This is a genomic window from Paenibacillus sp. SZ31, assembly GCF_012912005.1.
Taxonomy (GTDB): Bacteria; Bacillota; Bacilli; order Paenibacillales; family Paenibacillaceae; genus Paenibacillus.
This window is the reverse complement of the sequence record NZ_JABBEA010000017.1, coordinates 51,780-68,336: the sequence shown is the minus strand read 5'-3', so window position 1 is coordinate 68,336 and position 16,557 is coordinate 51,780. Positions and strand designations below refer to the sequence as shown.

The 16,557-nt window shown below is 47.5% G+C and carries 17 protein-coding genes; 1 reads left to right on the top strand and 16 read right to left on the bottom strand.

What is annotated here, in order from left to right; translation table 11 throughout:
- Positions 1-42: 42 nt before the first annotated feature.
- From dinG to HF638_RS24060, 13 genes are all read right to left on the bottom strand, one after another.
- Positions 43-2,904: an ATP-dependent DNA helicase DinG gene (gene dinG, locus HF638_RS24120; protein WP_169482488.1), complete on the bottom strand. Its 2,862-nt coding sequence runs from the start codon at positions 2,902-2,904 to the stop codon at positions 43-45.
- A gap of 142 nt (positions 2,905-3,046) precedes the next feature.
- On the bottom strand, positions 3,047-3,694 hold the full coding sequence (locus tag HF638_RS24115) for a tetratricopeptide repeat protein (protein WP_169482487.1): 648 nt from the start codon (positions 3,692-3,694) through the stop codon (positions 3,047-3,049).
- A 93-nt stretch (positions 3,695-3,787) separates the two neighbouring features.
- Entirely contained in the window at positions 3,788-4,171 is a 384-nt protein-coding gene (panD, locus tag HF638_RS24110) for an aspartate 1-decarboxylase (protein ID WP_017687742.1), read from the bottom strand.
- A complete protein-coding gene (gene panC, locus HF638_RS24105) occupies positions 4,164-5,060 on the bottom strand; it encodes a pantoate--beta-alanine ligase (protein ID WP_169482485.1) in 897 nt (298 codons plus the stop codon). The genes panD and panC overlap by 8 nt, the downstream gene beginning before the upstream one ends.
- Positions 5,057-5,935 carry a 3-methyl-2-oxobutanoate hydroxymethyltransferase gene (panB, locus tag HF638_RS24100; RefSeq protein ID WP_169482484.1) on the bottom strand — a complete coding sequence of 293 codons (879 nt, stop codon included), beginning with the start codon at positions 5,933-5,935 and terminating at the stop codon, positions 5,057-5,059. Before panB ends, panC begins: the two co-directional genes overlap by 4 nt.
- A 347-nt stretch (positions 5,936-6,282) precedes the next feature.
- A complete protein-coding gene (locus tag HF638_RS24095) occupies positions 6,283-7,260 on the bottom strand; it encodes a biotin--[acetyl-CoA-carboxylase] ligase (protein ID WP_169482483.1) in 978 nt (325 codons plus the stop codon).
- A complete protein-coding gene (locus tag HF638_RS24090; RefSeq protein WP_348982126.1) occupies positions 7,247-8,545 on the bottom strand; it encodes a CCA tRNA nucleotidyltransferase in 1,299 nt (432 codons plus the stop codon). The genes HF638_RS24095 and HF638_RS24090 overlap by 14 nt, the downstream gene beginning before the upstream one ends.
- Before the next feature lie 63 nt (positions 8,546-8,608).
- On the bottom strand, positions 8,609-9,769 hold the full coding sequence (bshA, locus tag HF638_RS24085; protein WP_169482482.1) for an N-acetyl-alpha-D-glucosaminyl L-malate synthase BshA: 1,161 nt from the start codon (positions 9,767-9,769) through the stop codon (positions 8,609-8,611).
- Between the two features lie 112 nt (positions 9,770-9,881).
- Positions 9,882-10,580, bottom strand: coding sequence for a bacillithiol biosynthesis deacetylase BshB1 (bshB1, locus tag HF638_RS24080; protein WP_169482480.1), 699 nt, complete (start codon positions 10,578-10,580; stop codon positions 9,882-9,884).
- On the bottom strand, positions 10,577-11,017 hold the full coding sequence (gene mgsA, locus HF638_RS24075; RefSeq protein ID WP_017687735.1) for a methylglyoxal synthase: 441 nt from the start codon (positions 11,015-11,017) through the stop codon (positions 10,577-10,579). Before mgsA ends, bshB1 begins: the two co-directional genes overlap by 4 nt.
- Positions 11,018-11,028: 11 nt before the next feature.
- Positions 11,029-11,832: a 4-hydroxy-tetrahydrodipicolinate reductase gene (gene dapB / locus HF638_RS24070; RefSeq protein ID WP_169482479.1), complete on the bottom strand. Its 804-nt coding sequence runs from the start codon at positions 11,830-11,832 to the stop codon at positions 11,029-11,031.
- Between the two features lie 82 nt (positions 11,833-11,914).
- Entirely contained in the window at positions 11,915-12,439 is a 525-nt protein-coding gene (locus HF638_RS24065; RefSeq protein ID WP_248278252.1) for a tetratricopeptide repeat protein, read from the bottom strand.
- A gap of 50 nt (positions 12,440-12,489) precedes the next feature.
- Positions 12,490-12,819 carry a nucleotide pyrophosphohydrolase gene (locus tag HF638_RS24060; protein ID WP_017687732.1) on the bottom strand — a complete coding sequence of 110 codons (330 nt, stop codon included), beginning with the start codon at positions 12,817-12,819 and terminating at the stop codon, positions 12,490-12,492.
- Between the two features lie 173 nt (positions 12,820-12,992).
- Here HF638_RS24060 and HF638_RS24055 point away from each other — a divergent pair, with 173 nt between their 5' ends.
- Positions 12,993-13,862 carry a YitT family protein gene (locus HF638_RS24055; RefSeq protein WP_169482478.1) on the top strand — a complete coding sequence of 290 codons (870 nt, stop codon included), beginning with the start codon at positions 12,993-12,995 and terminating at the stop codon, positions 13,860-13,862.
- Between the two features lie 114 nt (positions 13,863-13,976).
- Here HF638_RS24055 and HF638_RS24050 read toward each other — a convergent pair whose 3' ends face one another.
- The 3 genes from HF638_RS24050 to HF638_RS24040 form a co-directional block, all read right to left on the bottom strand.
- On the bottom strand, positions 13,977-14,798 hold the full coding sequence (locus tag HF638_RS24050) for a sporulation protein YpjB (protein WP_169482476.1): 822 nt from the start codon (positions 14,796-14,798) through the stop codon (positions 13,977-13,979).
- A gap of 101 nt (positions 14,799-14,899) precedes the next feature.
- Positions 14,900-15,541 (bottom strand): DUF1405 domain-containing protein, encoded by a 642-nt coding sequence (locus HF638_RS24045; RefSeq protein WP_169482475.1) that lies wholly within the window; start codon positions 15,539-15,541, stop codon positions 14,900-14,902.
- A 110-nt stretch (positions 15,542-15,651) separates the two neighbouring features.
- The gene (locus tag HF638_RS24040; protein WP_169482474.1) at positions 15,652-16,536 is read right to left on the bottom strand and encodes a menaquinol-cytochrome c reductase cytochrome b/c subunit; all 885 of its coding nucleotides are present in this window, start codon (positions 16,534-16,536) and stop codon (positions 15,652-15,654) included.
- Between the last annotated feature and the right edge of the window lie 21 nt (positions 16,537-16,557).

The window sequence follows — 16,557 nt, the reverse complement described above, 5'->3', positions numbered from 1 at the left end:
AAACTGTAGCGTCATGCAATGATATAACGAACCAAACAACGATTATTCTTGTTCTTTAGCAGGTTTTTCCAACCATTCGGTAATTCGTGGAACCATTTGCTCTGTGAGCATGTGCTCCATTTTGGGACCAGGTAATGAATATAAAAAGAATTTGCCATAGTACGCTTCAATCACACGTGTATCATAGACAATCACAATTCCTCTGTCCTTCGCGGTACGCACCAATCGGCCAAATCCTTGCTTGAAACGAATGACCGCTTGCGGCACAGACAGCTTCAGGAATGGATTTTTCTTCTGCTCCTGGAGCAACTCACTCTTGGCTTCCACCAACGGATGATTCGGCGGCTGGAAAGGCAATCGCACAATAGCTAGACACGTCAGCGCATCACCAGGGATATCTACACCCTCCCAGAAGCTGCTTGTGCCCAGAAGCACCGTAGCTTTGGCGTCCTGGAACCTGCGAGTCAACTTGGAGCGGCTTCCACTGTCCACACCTTGCCCTAGCAACGAGATGTCGTTACCAGACAGAGCTTCTTTTAGCGGATCATAGACCTGTCGCAACATCTTGTATGAAGTAAACAGAACCATCATGCGTCCACGCGTGGCAATTGCGGTCTCTGCCAGTGATTGCACCAGCATATTGACAAAGTGCGCATCACCCACACTGCCCTTCACACTCGGGAAATCACGTGGAATCACCAGAAGTGCCTGATCGCGATAGTTGAAAGGTGATGGCAGCATCGACGTTAATAGCCGATTATTCTCGGCGGCTTCCTGCAATCCAAGCTGCTCGATCATGAACTGGAATGACTTATCCACAGAGAGCGTAGCCGATGTAAGCACAACACTTTTCTTTTTATCAAAAAACAAATCCTTAAGTTGTGCACTGACATCTACAGGTACGGCATACAGCTGGAGAGATTTGCTGCGGAACTGGCCGCTGGCTTCCATCCAGTACACCGTTTTGGCATCATCCATACGCATGAAGAAACGTAGATTCTCCTTCAACGTGGTCAGATCTTTCAGCAATCCTGTAATATCCGTGATCAGGCTATCCGATTGATAATCATCCTGATCTTCTTTCACCTCAAGCAGCAATTTGTCCCCTTTGCGAACCAAATCGCCCAGTGTCACATGAATTTGGTTCTCCAAATCCTGCAACTCCTGCCATTTGGCCGGTTTCTGAGATGCCTTCAGACGCAGGGAAAATTGTCCTGTTTCTCCTGGTGAAGCATCACTTCGTTCAGGCAACAGACCGAACAGGGCATCACTCATGCGATCCCATAGCTCCTTGACCTCAAGAGCGAGCGGGAACATCTGATCCACCATGGAGCCCCATTGCACCGAATTTTCATGCCCGGATAATTGCGAACGAAGCATAGGTAGCTGACCATTACGACTGTCTTTAAACAGACGGGTCAGTGTATGAACCAAGGTGAAATATTTCATATGCATTCCTAGATGCTTACCAGCCACGTCTTCAAGATGATGTGCCTCATCGATCACAAGACTCTCATAGGCTGGTAGCAACTGATGTGCTGCTTTGACATCCGTAAATAATTTGGAGTGATTCGTAATTACGATGTCAGACAACCCTGCCTCATGTTTGGCGCGATGGTAGAAACATTTGCGGAACCATGGGCAGGATCTTCCCAGACAAGACTCGGATTCGCTCTGTACGGTCTCCCAGAAGTCCCCACCGCGCCCGCTAAGGTTAAGTTCCTCATCATCTCCGGTTTCAGTCTGCGTAAGCCAGACGATCATCTGAGCGGCTGTGAAATAATCCTCTTTCGGTGTGGCGAATTCACGTTTATTGATTTTGTGTTCAAATTTGCGCAGGCACAAGTAATGTCCACGTCCTTTGAATACAGCAGCCTTAAACGGAAACGGAACCACTTGGGTCAGCATCGGAATGTCCCGCTCTCTCAATTGTTCCTGCAGGTTGATCGTATGCGTGCTGACCATGACTTTCTGTTCTTGCTTCACACTTTCGTAAATAGCAGGCAACAGATAACCCAGAGATTTCCCTGTGCCTGTTCCAGCCTCGATCAAGAGGTGTTTCTCTTCATCCAAAGCCTGCCTTACACTGCTGAACATCTGAGTCTGCGCTTCGCGCTCTTCATAATGATCCAGCGTATCCTTCAGGTTCTCCCGAACCTGATCCATAAACTGTTCGAAGCTTACACCGTCAAGGGGATTACCCTCCCGCTCATCACGTGGTGCACCAATATCGGTCCAATCACTCACATTAAGAGCAAGCTGACGATAATAGGTATGTCCGTCCAGATCCTGAATCGGCTCTGCTTCCTTCTCACTGCGCATCCCGTCCAAGAACCAACCCAAATCACTGTCTTCTGGTGCAAACAGGTCACTGAGCCGCTGAATCGTTATGAGCGGTAATTCCTTTAACTCATCCAGACATTTGAGCAGCACATAGGCTGTCGCGAGTGCATCACTGTCTGCCTGATGAGGGCGATCATGCTGAAAGCCAAATTCCGAAGACACATAACCAAGTTGATAAGAACCAAGTGATGGGAACGTAATCTTCAGAAAATCAATCGTGTCCAGAATACGGCCAGTGAACGGTAAATAACCGCAACGGTCCAGAGCATTCTGCAAAAAGTGAAAATCAAAAGCAACGTTGTGTCCAACAAGAACGACGTCGTTAAGTAGCGGAACCATCTCCATCATCATCTCTTCGAGTGAAGGAGCGCCCGCCACATCTTCATCGGTAATACCCGTTAACCCCGAAATAAACGGGGGAATCGGGACACCAGGGTTCACATAAGAACTATATATTTGAGTTATGCTGTAGTCATGATCTATGATGGCAAGTCCGGCCTGTATAATCTCACCGTCGGACTGCGTGCCGGTTGTTTCGAAATCCAATACGGCAAATTTCATTGCAATGTACGGTCCCTTCCATTCCAGTCTATGTTACAGCATAGCAAAAAAAAGGGGATTTGAAAATTAACTGACAAAAAAGCGGTGTTCCCGCCGCTATGCCAGAGGAGGGAACACCGTTTTTTGGTCGCCGAATTCCCGCTTAATGAAGGGTCGTCAGCTGATTTGCATATTGCAATTTTCCCCTGTTCAACCTGCAAGCTTCCATGTTGTACAGTGGTTCGGTCAATGTCGGGTCATACTGAAGGGCCTGTGCAAAGAGTGAACATGCAGCTTCCGGATTCGCAAGCTTGGCTTGAATACAGCCCAGAGCGTTACATACAAGCCCCTTTAAGCGAGGTGAACCCTTAAGGTACATGATCTGCTGCAAATGTGTCCCGGCTTCCGCCATTTGTTCCAGATTCAGATACGCGAGCGCCAGGTAAAAACGAGTCAATGCACTCTCCGGATGGTCGGTCACAACCTGGGAGAACTGCATGATCGCCTGCGGATACATCTGTAATTTGAAATAACCCTGACCCCGACTGAAATATTCCAGATGGAGTTCAGGCAGAGCGGTAACAGCTTCCTGTTCCGGTTCAAGGGAAGCGGGCTTATCCATCTCCCGCTCCCGCACTTGGCTCATCTTTTCTTCAAACATCAGCCATTCATCCAGCATTCCGTCACTCATCCGCTTAAGCAAGTTCCACTTTTGCTGCAATTCCTGTTTGTTCAGGCCTTCAGCGGAAGGATAGCTCTTGATAATTTCATCTAACATGTCGTTCATTTCTGCGAAAACATGCTGGAACATCGATGCATCCCCACCCTTGAAAAAATGGATTAGTGCAGTGACCTGTACTCATTTTTTGCTTCAAGGACCGATTTCATTCTCCTTACCAGTCGATTACATAATCGTTGCGTGGACTTCCTGCTTCATCGTTTGTACAGGTTTATTCTGTCCATCTACAAAGACAACCGTTGGTTTGTGAGTATTTGCCTCTTCTTGAGACATCATGGCGTAAGAAATGATAATGACGTTATCTCCGGGCTGCACCAGACGTGCAGCTGCGCCGTTAAGGCAGATGACCCCGCTACCGCGCGGTCCTGGAATCACATAAGTTTCCAGACGTGCACCATTGTTATTGTTCACAATTTGTACTTTCTCGTTTTCCATCAGATCGGATGTTTCCATTAGATCTTCATCTATGGTAATGCTACCCACATAGTTCAAGTTGGCTTCCGTTACTGTAGCCCGGTGAATTTTGGATTTCATGAGTGTTCTAAACATAGGACAGCACCTCCAATTTTTGCAACCTTATATTGTCAATCAATCTTGTTTTTCCGAATTTCACCGCAAGTGCGATGAGCAGATCGTCACGTCCTTGAACTTCTTCCTGATCTGCGAGCGGCTCCAGACTTGGAAAAGCCTGAATCTCGGCGTAGTCGATAACTGCAAGCGGTGAGATCGTAATCTGCTCGCGCAAGATACGACGAATATCTGCGGCAGTTATTACTATACCTGTATCCGCGGCTTCTTGAGCTACACGTAGCGCCTTCGACAGAACCAACGCCTGTGTACGCTGTTCAGCGCTGAGATAGACATTACGTGAACTAAGGGCAAGGCCATCCTCTTCGCGAACAATCGGACAAGGTACAATCTCTACAGGCATATTCAAATCATTCACCATCTGTTGAATGACCGCAACCTGCTGAGCGTCTTTCATCCCAAAAAATGCACGCTGTGGCTGTACGATGTTAAACAGCTTGGAGACTACGGTCGTTACTCCGTCAAAATGGCCCGGACGGGAAGCGCCACATAAGCGCTCCGTCAGTTGTGAGACAGATACTGTCGTTTGCGTTGCCTGTGGATACATCTCTTCAACAGAGGGAATAAATACAATATCTACCCCTTGTGAGCGTGCTGTTTCCACATCCCTGGCTTCATCCCGTGGATAGCTGTCAAAATCTTCATTGGGTCCAAATTGAATCGGATTAACGAATATGCTCAAAACCACGATATCGCTTTGTTGTTTAGCTGCTTGCATCAAGCTTGCATGACCTTGATGAAGATAACCCATTGTCGGTACCAGACCTACAACGGACGCATCGGACCGAATCGCTTGACGCATCAAGCTTAGCTCCTGTCTTAACTCTGCGATTGTCCGTAATACTTTCATGAATTACTTCCCACCTTTTCCTTGCGTTGTCCATACAGTTGATCCAGAACGCCAGCATCCGTAGCATTGAACACGTGCTCTTGGGCGGGGAAAGAACGATCTTTAACTTCCTTCACGTAGGCTTCAATGCTGGTTCTGATTAATGCACCCACATCTCCATAGGTTTTGACAAAACGTTTGGGCGTATACGGAGAAGCATACTGAACCACATCGTGGAACACCAGTACCTGACCGTCACAGCCTCGTCCTGCTCCAATCCCGATGGTAGGGATAGACAGTTCCTCCGAAATCGCCCGCGCGACTTCTTCCGTAACCAGTTCAAGCACAATGCCGAACGCGCCTGCAGCTTCCAAGGCTTTGGCTTCGTCCATCAGACGTTTCGCATCTGCTGCATCCTTGCCCTGAATACGGTAACCGCCAATTTGATTAACCGATTGAGGTGTCAGTCCGATATGTCCAAGAACAGGCACGCCTGCTTGTACGACTGCTCTGACGGTGTCTGCTATTTCGACTCCGCCTTCCATTTTAACCGCATGGGCATGCCCCTCTTGCATCAGTCTACGTACACCCTTAAGCGTCTCATCCACGCTGCCATGATACGTCATAAAAGGCATGTCAGCCACAATAAATGTCTTCTCTGCCCCGCGCACTACGGAACGTGTATGGTACACCATGTCGTCGATAGTCACCGGAAGCGTCGAGTTATAACCGAGCACTACATTGCCAAGTGAATCGCCAACGAGGATTAGATCGATACCTGCTTCCTCTGCAAGAAGTGCTGTTGGATAATCGTAAGCCGTAATCATACTGAGCGGCACGCCATCCTGCTTGTATTTTTTCATTTTCACAATATTCATCGGTTGTTTGTTCGCCATTTTCTGTCATGGCTCCTTTCTTCTTTTCAAATAAACACAACAAAAAAACCTTTTAGTTTCCCACTAAAAAGTCCCGAAAAGTCAAAAAAGAGTCACTTGCGATCGTCCCTTCTGTCTCGGTCCTCTTCGGCTCAGAGCAGAATCCAACAACTCACTTTACTTGTTTCATACTTTTACTGCTGTCTGTCTGCCTGTGTAAAACACGTCAAAGCAGAACAAAGGTTACTTTTTCCGGAGTGCAATTCGGTCTGTATCAGCCGATATCGCCTCACGAACACAGTATACCAAAGTTCTGCTCAAACTTCACGTCTTATGTTCATTTTACCAGTGAAAATTCGACAAATTGTTTACGATTTCCAGGAAATCTCACCAGATATGACTAGTGCACGCTCTCCATCGCGTTTCTCTACGATAAGTGCTCCCGAAGGGTCTAGACCGATTGCATTCCCTTCAATGACACCATGAGGATTCGTTACTGTAATCTCGCGATTCATCGATACGGACAGGGCCTCCCAAAGAGCTGAGATGACACCGAATCCTTCTTTTTGATACAAAAAATACAACTGTTCCAGCTCTGTCAAAATGGCAGCCGTTAGCTGGGTGCGATCAACAGGTTTACCGGTCTCCATTTTGAGCGAAGTAGCGATTGTAGTCAGATCTTCCGGATAATCCTCGGAATCAAAATTCACGTCCACACCTATACCCGCAATGCAGTATCTGACTTCATGATCTTCTACCGTGGATTCAAGCAATATGCCGCACACCTTGCGTCCATCAATCAACAGATCATTTGGCCATTTGATGCCTGCATCAGCTCCTGTGCAAGCTCGAACGGCACGACATACAGCCACACCTGCTAACAGAGTTAACTGAGGCGTGTGCTGAAGTGGTAAATCAGGGCGCAACAGAACACTCATCCAGATTCCTTTACCCGGAGGAGAGAACCACTTTCGACCGAAACGTCCTCTTCCACCCGTTTGCTCTTCCGCAATGACTACAGCACCTTCGGCCTGCCCCTGCTCAGCTAACTTCAGAACATCCCCTTGGGTAGACAAGGTCGAGGTCAATAGAATCGCCTTACGGCCAAATACGGTTGTGTCCAACGCCAATTGAAGGGCAGTAGCGTCAATGCTGTCCGGCTTCGTTACAAGACGATACCCTTTACGAGAGACAGCTTCAAACTCATAACCCATGTCACGCAATTTGTTCACATGTTTCCACACAGCGGTTCGACTGATGGACAGATTACGGCTGATCTCTTCACCCGATACGAATCGTCCTTCTGCATTCAATAACATATGTAACAGATCTTCATGCTTGGTCATCTGTAACCACCCGCTTCACTTCTGCACTTAGCGCTTCATGCTGATTCGCTATCGTTCCAATCGCCGTCTCTTTTAACAAATGTTTCATCAGTTGACCCAGCCAAGGTCCGCCTTTGCGCTGCACCATCTGCAACACTTGTTCGCCTGTGATATCGAGCTCTTTCAAGTCATGCACAGGGATTGAGTGACTCCATTCGGATGCAAGTTCTTGTACCAAAACGACCTGCAATTCTGCCTGGTCAGGCTGATTCCGCCAGCCTGCTGGCAACAGCGACTGTATCCGAAGCCAATCATCCGCAGCCTGAACGCCACAAGCCAGAACTGTAACGATCCAATCGGAACGCAGGCTTAGCGTATCCTTCTGCTCCTGAACGGAAGTATGAATCAACTGCTCTACCTGAAGCACCCCTGTTATACGGGAACGATGTTCATTGGAGAATGTCCACTGACGTAATAGAACGTCTGCTTCATCCTTGCTATAACCACCAGCGATCAGGATTAGTGACCACCTAAGCAATACATGCTCGTCTGACAATTGTTCCAGATTGGATAACAACATCTTGTTGAATCGAGCCGAGCTAACCGGCGCTTTAATATGCGCAAGCGCATTACTTCTGTATAACAGCTCCAACCCTCTTAATGGATGCGGTCCCGACATCATTTTTACCATCTCGGTCCGTACCCGTTCCATCGCTATATGTTGAAGCAGGTCTTTCTGCCTTACAAGACCCCTCCATGTATTATGAGCGATTTTGAAATCAAACACCGAAGCAAATCGAACACAACGGAGCATCCGCAGTGCATCTTCACCAAATCGTTCCATCGCAGAGCCCACACATCTGACGCGCTCTTCCTTAATATCTGCCTGTCCACCGAACGGATCAACGATTGTCCCAGTGACGTCCATGGCAAGAGCGTTCATCGTGAAGTCACGCCGCTGCAAGTCTTCCTTGATATCCTGAACAAATTGAACTGCAGCGGGTCTACGATTATCCTGATACTCGGATTCTGTTCGAAACGTGGTAACTTCAAAGTAATAACCACCTGAACGCACGGTAACCGTCCCGTGTTGCAAGCCTGTAGGAATGCAGTCGTCGAACAGTTCCATGACTTGCTGAGGAGAAGCAGATGTCGTGATATCCATATCGTCTACAACTCGTTCCAGCAATTCATCACGGACACAACCGCCTACCCAATATGCCTTGTAGCCATGTTCATTTAATTTTGTGAGTACATTCTCACTTTGAATTGCCATTTCACGATCTACCTGTGTCCATTGAACCACCACATATCACCTCTTCTCTTGCCTGTTGTGGTATGCACAGTATGATTTCGCCAAGCAAAACGATTATCCGCAAACCGGCTTCAGATTCGGAACTTCTCTTCCCAGCACCCGGTAATAAATCTGTTCATATTCATGCCGAATGGCATCATTGCAAAAGTCATGATGTGCGCGCTGGAGACATGCTTCCCTGAACTCTGCAGCCAAACGATCGTCCGTCAACAAACGGATCGTGTTCTCGGCCATGGATTGTGTATCCCCGATTGCGGATAAGAAACCTGTCTTACCATGCAAGACCAGTTCCGGAATTCCGCCGGCTTGTGAACCAATCGTAGGTACACCACAAGCCATTGCTTCGAGCGCCACAAGTCCGAAACTTTCCTTCTCCGATGGAAGCATCAATACGTCAGCCATGGAGATGACCTGAGCAATGTCATCCTGTTTGCCAAGGAAATGAACCTTATCATTCAAGCCGAGATCATTAATTTTCCATTGCATCTTCGGCAAATCAGGTCCTTCACCAACAAATAGCAGTTTGGCTGGCACCTGCTCCTGTACATGACGGAAGACCTCTACCACATCCTGAGTTCTCTTCACCGGTCGGAAGTTGGAAATGTGCATTAATATTTTTTCTTCGGGCGCAGCAAAGTCTCTTCGCAGACTGGCAGCATCCCGCGGATAATATATTCGTTTATCAATAAAATTATAGGTTAGATCGATTGGACGCTGAATATCCAGCAGTTCAACCGTTTCACGAATCAAATCTTGTGATACGGCCGTAACCGCGTCACTTTCATTAATGGCAAGACGGATCAGATCCTTCAGAGATTCATCCTGAGCCAGAACTGTAATATCCGTTCCATGTAACGTGGTAACCACTTTCAGGCCGTCCCCTACCATCTGTTTCGCCAGAAAGGCACATACTGCGTGTGGCACGGCGTAGTGAACATGCAGCAGATCCAGCTGCTGTGACTTAGCCACCTGCGCCATCTTCGTTGCCAGTGACAGGTCATACGGAGGATAACGGAAAACATAATAATCATTTACTTCAACTTCGTGATAAAAAATATTTTTCTGGAACGTACCCAGTCTGAACGGGATACTGTTGGCAATAAAATGAACCTGATGTCCCTGTTCGGCAAGCAATTTGCCCAACTCCGTTGCGACAACACCAGACCCGCCAAGGGACGGATAACAGGTGATGCCGATTTTTAGCTTTTTATCCATCCTGTGGACGCTCCTTTGATCTCCCGCTTCATGCAGGTTGATATAATACAATGGAATAATGAAACCCTTCGTTTCATTAAACGTAAAAAAAACGTAAAAAATTTGAAATCGTTTATTGGGCACCCGAGCCAAATTGATGAACCACGAAAGGTGTAATTGTAGCAAAACCTTCTGCAAACGGGATGAGACTGCGTTGTCCGAGCAAGGAATCCCGGGCTCTTACACGTTCAATATACCCTTGATTCAATGGAGTCGAGACCACGCCCTCCCCGAGTTCGAATTGGGAACGATAACAGCGTAAAGAAGTTTCTTTTTGCTCATAGTGTTCCGAAATATCCACAATCAAATCCGTAGGTCCAATGTCATTAATAAAGTAAAAATAAAGTTCCTTCACTTGTACAGCAGGCATATCCGGCATGTAGTTCCGAAGCTTGGCGTTAAATACAGCTTCCTGCACCAGCTTACTGCAATTGACATGATCCGGATGACGATCTTCCCAATAGGGTGCAAACACCATCCGAGGAGCATGACGCCGTATCTCAGCCGTTACCGCCTGTACATGTTCAGGAGTAAGGTACAACCCGCGGTCAGGAAGACCCAGATTCGTTCGACACGAAAGACCGAGGACGCGGGAGGCTTGCTCCGCTTCCTCGGTTCTGCGCTCTACTGTTCCGTTGGAAGACATCTCAGCACGAGTCAGATCGCACACGCCTACTTTCAGGCCGGCAGCGGTATGTTTGGCGATCGTTCCAGCCATACCAATCTCCGTATCGTCCGCATGTGCTCCAAAGATGAGAATATCCAGACTCATTCGGAATCACCTGAATTCAATCCAGCCTCCGGCTTGTATTTATGTACCAGCTCTCTCCAGGCAAAATCACCACGATCCAGAGCCTTAACCAGAATCTCAGCGGTTGCGATATTCGTGGCAAGTGGAATTCCCTGTACATCACAAAGACGCAGCAACGCATTAATATCCGGCTCGTGAGGTTGTGCCATCAGTGGATCGCGTAGAAAAATAATCAGATCCATCTCATTTTGCGCAACCAAAGCTCCGATCTGCTGATCTCCACCCAATGGCCCTGATTCGAATCGATGAATCTTGAGAGAAGTCCCTTCCATAATACGTAGCCCTGTTGTTCCGGTCGAGTACAATTGATGGTCCGTAAATACAGGCTCATATGCCGTCACAAAGTTAACCATCTCTTCTTTTTTGCGATCATGGGCGATAAATGCTATTTTCAACATGACAATCTCCTTTAGTCGATAAAGTGATCAAATCCGTAGATGAGTCCTGTGTATTCCATAACCTTTTGTACGCCAATCTTAACACCAGGCATATAACCTGCGCGTTCATAGGAGTCATGCCGAATTTTGAGCGACTGTCCATAGTCTCCGAAAACAACTTCCTGCTGCGCGAATACACCAGGCAACCGTACACTGTGAATTCGGAAGCCGTTGTAATAACCGCCGCGTGATCCTTCAATCGTTTCTTCCTCATTTGGATTACCCTGACGAAGTTCCTCCCGATTGGCAGCAATCAGTTCGGCTGTTTTGATCGCTGTTCCTGAAGGAGCGTCCAGCTTCTGATCTCCGTGATATTCGATGATCTCCACATTCGGCATATGTTTGGCAGCCTGTGCTGCGAATCGCATCATCAAAATAGCACCGATCGAGAAGTTAGGGGCAATAAGCCCTCCAATTCCTTTATCCTGGCACTGCTTGTCCAACTGTTCGATCTGCTCCGGCGTGAAGCCAGTAACACCCATGACAGGTCTGACTCCATGACGGATCGCGATCTCAGTATGTGCAAACGCAAATTGTGGCACTGTAAAATCAACCATAACCTGCGGTTTCGTTTCGGCAAAAGCCATTTCAATATCATCAGTTACCAGTACTCCACACGCTGGCAAACCAACAAGTGTTCCGGCATCCGTGCCCGCACCGGAGCGGTTAACTGCAGCTGCAAGCTCCAGTTCAGGGTCCTGAAGTACCAATTTTACGACTTCACGGCCCATTCGACCAGCCGCTCCGATCACGGCAACTCTAATTACTCCACTCATCTTGACTGCATCTCCTCGCTATGTTGGATCGTATCGTTGAATCCATTTCAACTTAACTTGGCTCTCGTTGTGAAATGAATTCTTACTGTATGGATTTCATACGTTGCTTGATTTCCTGTAACATCTGATGCAGTTGCCCGTTCTGTGGGTCCAACAAAATGGCCTCACGTAACGCCTGAATTGCAGAATCAAATTCATTCAAGTCACTGTAAGCTAGTGCAAGCATGACATGAGCTTCTACGGAAAGAGGATCAAGTCTGACCGCTTCTTTCAAAAGCGTAGACGCTTCCACATAACGCTCCTGTGTTGCAATACCCGCCTGTTCCAATAACAACTTGGCTCTGGAGGTCAATTGTTTTGCTTCCAAAGTTTGCAGGTGCAAAATATACTCCTCTGTTCCTGCCGACAACTCAACCGCCTTGCGCGCAAATTCAAGCGCCGGAACGAGATGCTTGCTGCGGGCGTGCGTAATGGAACAGCGATAATATAGCTCCGCATGTTGCGGATGAGCATGAATGGCGGATTCAAACCAACGAATGGCCTGCTCAAAATCATTTTGCAATATACAGCGATAAGCCTGCTGCATATATTCTTCCGGTTTCATCATCAAGCTGACCCTCCCCGATCGGGTGATGGTACAGCATATGTAATCTACGCCTAATCGGTGTTTTTGGGAGTCCACCGATTGGCATCGCGGGTGTTAAATTTATGCATGACTTTATCGTGCGCCTCAGCCAGATCAATACCCAGCGAGTTCGCAAAACAAATCGTGATAAATAAAATATCTCCGAGCTCAAGTTCAATGGAATTGGCGGCTTCGGAAGACTTCTTGGGCTTCTCACCGAACTCGTGATTCACTTCCCTGGCGAGCTCCCCTACCTCTTCAGACATCCGGGCCAACATGGCCAGAGGACTGAAATACCCCTCCTTGAACTGGGAGATATACTGATCAACCTCACGCTGCATTTCTGCGATGCTTTTCTCCATGAGAACGGATTCTCCTTTTGAAATGATGTCGTATTTGTTCCTAATAATATCAGTTATTTAGATTCACTTCCACCATCATCAGCGACAAATCATTTTTAAAGAATCAATAAACAGGTATACTAGGATGGGAATGATTGCTTCTTCATTCTAATTTATCTACAGTGAGGGATCTTATGAGCACTGCCAAAACCTGGATTCAAGTCAAACTGGTTCTGCCCATCCTTCTGGGTACAGCCTTATATGCCTTTGGGCTCCTCTATTTCATTATCCCCAATCAGCTTATGGAAGGTGGCCTTACCGGGGTTACGGTGCTGATCAATTACGCATTCGGCATCTCACCTTCACTTACGACCCTGATTCTTAACGTTCCTCTCTTTCTGATTGGTCTCAAAATTTTGGGCGGCAGACAGATGATCTATACCGGTATCGGCATTGGGGCATTGACCGTTTTTCTATGGTTGTTCGAAAAGTTGATTCATCTGGGCTGGATTGAACCATTACATACCGAGAATGACCTCCTGCTAGCCGCCCTGTATGCAGGTGTTACCCTTGGGGCCGGCCTTGGCATCGTATTCCGTTGGGGTGGAACAACCGGCGGGTCAGACATCATTGCTCGCATTCTTAACCGCAAGTATGGATGGAGCATGGGACGAGTATTGCTGGGCATTGACTTCGTCATTATCGGACTCTCTCTCATCTACATCCCCAAAGAAAAAATTCTGTATACGCTCGTAGCGGTATTTATCGCCTCCAAAGTCATCGACTTTATTCAGGAAGGTGCATATTCTGCCCGGGCATTTATGATCATCAGTGACCATGCACCCGAAATTGCGGAACAGATCACACGGGATATGGATCGTGGTGTTACCCTTATTCCTGCTATTGGCGCGTACTCTAAACAAGCCAAGCACATGGCCTACTGTGTTATTTCCAGGCAAGAGTTCAGACGATTGCAGACGATTGTACGTTCCATTGACCCTAGAGCTTTTGTCATCATCAGCGATGTTCACGATGTACATGGAGAAGGTTTCAAAGAAAGTTGATTTAGGTATTCAGAAACTACAAGAAAACCTCTTTTCACATGAAGAGCCGATAGCGTGGCTGTTTATGGGAAAAGAGGTCTTTTTTTAATATACGATCATAAGGTTCATAAGCGATTAGCGCCGAAAAGGAAAGACACCTTGCTGCTGCGCACGATATTTACGGTATCCGGCATAACTCAGCGTTGCCACAATGACCGAACTGATGAGCAACCCAGCTGCCCTGCGATCAGGGCCCTGTACAAATGGTACGAAGGCACTCTCATCCTTCTCCCGACCAAATAACTGGTTCACCAGTTCCTCACCATGTCCCACCATGCTTTTTAACTGAGCCAGATCTGGCTGCTTTGCAGTGGTAAGCCCCTTGGTATGAGATAACCAGGCGTCCATCTGAGCAATTTCATACGGTTCACGGCGAATCATCGCGGCAGGACGAATCGTCTCATAATGCTCCTCCAGAACGGCGTAGCGGTTTGCCAGTATGGCCGCAGTTTGACCCTGATTTGTAGCATCGGATAAAGCGTCCAGATCGTTTTTGACGATTTTATAATACTGCAGCCATAAAGGCTTGGTTGGATTCGCGAGACTGTCTGCTGCAAGTCTAAGTTTGGCAGAGGACTGCTGAAGAGAAGAATCATCATTTTTCACCTTCACGATAGCCTGTTTCACTTCAACTATAGTTTCGGACAAGGCGTGAATGCCCTCAACTGTCGTACGCCCCTCAAAGGAGATATGCTCCAGACTTTTACTGATGCGCAGAATGCTTCCTCGTACTTCTTCAATATTATTCTCGAGCGCCTGACGATACAATACGGCTGCTTCTTCATTCAGTTGTGCAATTGAATTGCTTGTGGACACTTGCTGATCTGAATTCGAATTCAATCCTTCACTTTGCGCGGATACACGATATGCTAAGTTCGTCCAAAGCAGCAGAGCCATGAACGATACCACCAATAAGCAAGTTTTGAACCTGAACGTTCTCTTCATGGACATCCCTCCCACCATCAATGTATGGCGAGGTTCAGTTCCTTAGAACAAGCTCAAGATCGGATATCAGGTTCTCGTTTCGCTTGTCTGAGCGCAAGCCATGCACACAGAATACTAACCAGCGTCAGTCCGAATGTGAAATTACGCACACCATCGACATGATCGTAGAGGGAGGCGGGTAACCAAGGGTAAATATCATATGTATAATCCATCGTATCGTTCAACAGCGTCCAGACACCTGCAACGACAAGAGCAGCCCAGCGGAAGCCGAAAAAGCGTACATATATAAGAGCTTCAATGGCCATCGCACTATGCGAAGCAATCAACATCCAGTCTTGCCAGTGCTGTGTACCACCTTGCATCCAGCCTGCGAAAATAATCGATACGGCCCACACGCCATATTTCACAGATGTGACCACGGCAAGCGCCTGAATTACATGTCCGATCCGTTTAATGATGATAGACCGTGGTGGGTATAAGATCCATAGCAATGCTAAGGTGAAAAACAAACTCGCTGTTGGACTATCCGGCACAAATACGACCTGCCACACAGGCTGCTCAGCCAGCGTCATTTTCATTTGCTCTCCGTACCAGATGTATCCGTATACCGTTCCTACTGCATTACACCAAAACAAAAGCCACAGAAAATAACGATTGGTCAGAAACTCCTTACTCCAGAAAAACGATAAAGCCACGTTCCCTGCCCCTTCCTTCATCACATGTTGTGCACGATAACGTGCTGCCCCAAAAACACTTCAAAAAACCTGACCGCATAAACGATCAGGTTTCATTGGTTATTTCGATTTTACTGTTCTGCTTTCTGTTTCGCAAGCCATTCAGCCAGATGATTAATTTCTTCATCCGTGACCCCTTGAGCAATGGCATTATTGTACTGAGGCTGCATTGCGTTATAGCCTTCTTTGATAATAGTCAGAATCTCTTCCTGGCTATGTTTGTCACCTACACCTCTAAGTGAAGGTCCACTTGCGCCCTTCATATCAGCCGCATGGCAGCCAATACAGCCGGCCTTCTTGTACGTTTCCATTGCAGGGTCATCCTGCTCCACGATGGCCACTTCCTGTTGCTGTCCAGGTGCATTGGAAATTGGCGGAAGCCCCTGTTCACGCCTCTCCAGCGCTTCTTCCTCACGCTGAATGTGTTCAGGCTTCTGTCCACTTGCTTCCAACTCATGCTCGTAGTGCGTCCACGCTACATTCGTCAGGTAAAATACAGCAATGACCGACAAAATCATCAACGATGAAGCAATGGGACGTTTATAGAAACGTCGCTCCTTGCCTGTGTCCAGGAACGGTGCAAGTAGTAAAGCTCCGAAAGCGACTCCACTGACTCCCAGTACCCCGAGCAGGACGTAATCGCCTGATGCGTATGGATACTTCAAATACTGATACAGAAAAAGGAAGTACCAGTCCGGCATAGGAATAACGGATGCGCTCGGATTGGCCGGATATCCCAAAGGTGCAGGTTCTGAGATCGTGAGCACCAAAATTCCTACCAATACAACGACACCAACCATCCATTCTTTCAGCAGGAAGTTGGGAATAAAGGCTTCTGATTTGCCGGGATACGCCGTGTAATCAGGCGGGGTAATAAATCCAGCCCCTTTACGTACACGTGAATCACCGACAAAAATGACCTTTTCCTCATCATCCTTCTTATGTCCGTGAGCCATTGCGATTCCTCCCTTCTCAGT

What these genes read in the sequence shown, in the direction of transcription:
- panB (WP_169482484.1), bottom strand. Translation starts at nt 5,935, where the DNA reads ATGGCGAACAAACAACCGATGAATATTGTGAAAATGAAAAAATACAAG.
- HF638_RS24040 (WP_169482474.1), bottom strand. Translation starts at nt 16,536, where the DNA reads ATGGCTCACGGACATAAGAAGGATGATGAGGAAAAGGTCATTTTTGTC.
- HF638_RS24115 (WP_169482487.1), bottom strand. Translation starts at nt 3,694, where the DNA reads ATGTTCCAGCATGTTTTCGCAGAAATGAACGACATGTTAGATGAAATT.
- HF638_RS24060 (WP_017687732.1), bottom strand. Translation starts at nt 12,819, where the DNA reads ATGGAGAAAAGCATCGCAGAAATGCAGCGTGAGGTTGATCAGTATATC.
- dinG (WP_169482488.1), bottom strand. Translation starts at nt 2,904, where the DNA reads ATGAAATTTGCCGTATTGGATTTCGAAACAACCGGCACGCAGTCCGAC.
- bshB1 (WP_169482480.1), bottom strand. Translation starts at nt 10,580, where the DNA reads ATGAGTCTGGATATTCTCATCTTTGGAGCACATGCGGACGATACGGAG.
- HF638_RS24095 (WP_169482483.1), bottom strand. Translation starts at nt 7,260, where the DNA reads ATGACCAAGCATGAAGATCTGTTACATATGTTATTGAATGCAGAAGGA.
- dapB (WP_169482479.1), bottom strand. Translation starts at nt 11,832, where the DNA reads ATGAGTGGAGTAATTAGAGTTGCCGTGATCGGAGCGGCTGGTCGAATG.
- HF638_RS24065 (WP_248278252.1), bottom strand. Translation starts at nt 12,439, where the DNA reads ATGATGAAACCGGAAGAATATATGCAGCAGGCTTATCGCTGTATATTG.
- HF638_RS24055 (WP_169482478.1), top strand. Translation starts at nt 12,993, where the DNA reads ATGAGCACTGCCAAAACCTGGATTCAAGTCAAACTGGTTCTGCCCATC.
- bshA (WP_169482482.1), bottom strand. Translation starts at nt 9,769, where the DNA reads ATGGATAAAAAGCTAAAAATCGGCATCACCTGTTATCCGTCCCTTGGC.
- HF638_RS24050 (WP_169482476.1), bottom strand. Translation starts at nt 14,798, where the DNA reads ATGGCTCTGCTGCTTTGGACGAACTTAGCATATCGTGTATCCGCGCAA.
- panD (WP_017687742.1), bottom strand. Translation starts at nt 4,171, where the DNA reads ATGTTTAGAACACTCATGAAATCCAAAATTCACCGGGCTACAGTAACG.
- panC (WP_169482485.1), bottom strand. Translation starts at nt 5,060, where the DNA reads ATGAAAGTATTACGGACAATCGCAGAGTTAAGACAGGAGCTAAGCTTG.
- mgsA (WP_017687735.1), bottom strand. Translation starts at nt 11,017, where the DNA reads ATGTTGAAAATAGCATTTATCGCCCATGATCGCAAAAAAGAAGAGATG.